Annotated in this window: 2 pseudogenes; both read left to right on the top strand. The window is 65.4% G+C overall.

Annotated elements, in window-relative coordinates:
• A pseudogene (locus JMF90_RS36570) lies at window positions 1–123 on the top strand (alanine:cation symporter family protein); the annotation flags it as partial.
• Between the two features lie 27 nt (window positions 124–150).
• Window positions 151–1,518, top strand: a pseudogene (locus tag JMF90_RS36565) (FMN-binding glutamate synthase family protein); the annotation flags it as partial.
• Window positions 1,519–1,558: the final 40 nt, after the last annotated feature.

Below are 1,558 nucleotides of genomic sequence, written 5' to 3'. Positions count from 1 at the left end.
CAGCCAGGCGATCGCGATCGGCGTGAAGCGCGGGCNGTTCTCGAACGAGGCGGGGATGGGCAGCGCGCCGAACGCGGCCGCGACCGCCAGCACGCGCACCCCGTCACGCAGGGGCTGATCCAGTCGTATAACTTCGTATAATGTATGCTATACGAAGTTATTACGCGCGGCGAAGACCACATGTGGACGCCGGATTCGATCGCGAAGCTGCAGCACGCGACGCGCAGCAACTCGTACCAGACGTACAAGGAATACGCGCACCTGATCAACGACCAGACCAAGCGTCACATGACGTTCCGCGGCCTGTTCGAGTTCAAGGTCGAGCCGACCAAGGCGATCCCGATCGACGACGTCGAGCCGGCGAAGGAGATCGTCAAGCGCTTCGCGACCGGCGCGATGTCGCTCGGTTCGATCAGCACCGAAGCGCACGCGACGCTCGCGGTCGCGATGAACCGGATCGGCGGCAAGTCGAACACCGGCGAAGGCGGCGAGGACCAGAAGCGCTATCGCAACGAACTGCGCGGCATTCCGATCAAGGCGGGCGAGACGCTGAAGTCGGTGATCGGCGACGAGATCGTCAGCGACATTCCGCTGAAGGACGGCGATTCGCTGCGCTCGAAGATCAAGCAGGTCGCATCGGGCCGCTTCGGCGTCACCGCCGAGTACCTGGCGTCGGCCGACCAGATCCAGATCAAGATGGCGCAGGGCGCGAAGCCGGGCGAAGGCGGCCAGCTGCCGGGCCACAAGGTGTCGGAATACATCGGCAAGCTGCGTTACTCGGTGCCGGGCGTCGGCCTGATCTCGCCGCCGCCGCACCACGACATCTACTCGATCGAGGATCTGGCGCAGCTGATCCACGACCTGAAGAACGTGAACCCGAGCGCGAGCATCTCCGTGAAGCTCGTGTCGGAAGTGGGCGTGGGCACGGTTGCGGCCGGTGTCGCGAAGGCGAAGGCCGATCACGTCGTGATCGCCGGCCATGACGGCGGCACGGGCGCGTCGCCGCTGTCGTCGGTCAAGCATGCCGGCACGCCGTGGGAGCTTGGCCTGGCCGAAACGCAGCAGACGCTGGTGCTGAACCGCCTGCGCGGCCGCATTCGCGTGCAGGCCGACGGCCAGATGAAGACGGGCCGCGACGTCGTGATCGGCGCGCTGCTCGGCGCGGACGAATTCGGCTTCGCGACGGCGCCGCTCGTCGTCGAGGGCTGCATCATGATGCGCAAGTGCCACCTGAACACGTGCCCGGTCGGCGTCGCGACGCAGGACCCGGTGCTGCGTGCGAAGTTCAAGGGCCAGCCCGAGCACGTCGTGAACTACTTCTTCTTCGTCGCCGAGGAAGTGCGCGAGATCATGGCGCAGCTCGGCGTCGCGAAGTTCGACGACCTGATCGGCCGCGCCGACCTGCTCGATACGCGCAAGGGCATCGAGCACTGGAAGGCGAAGGGCCTCGACTTCTCGCGCGTGTTCTACCAGCCGGAAGAGTGCGAGGACGTCGCGCCGCGCCACGTCGACGTGCAGCGTAATAACTTCGTATAGCATACATTATACGAAGTTATCG

This window comes from Burkholderia sp. E168m23, from assembly GCF_016586125.1.
Taxonomy (GTDB): domain Bacteria; phylum Pseudomonadota; class Gammaproteobacteria; order Burkholderiales; family Burkholderiaceae; genus Burkholderia; species Burkholderia orbicola.
This window is presented reverse-complemented; position numbering and strand designations above follow the sequence as displayed.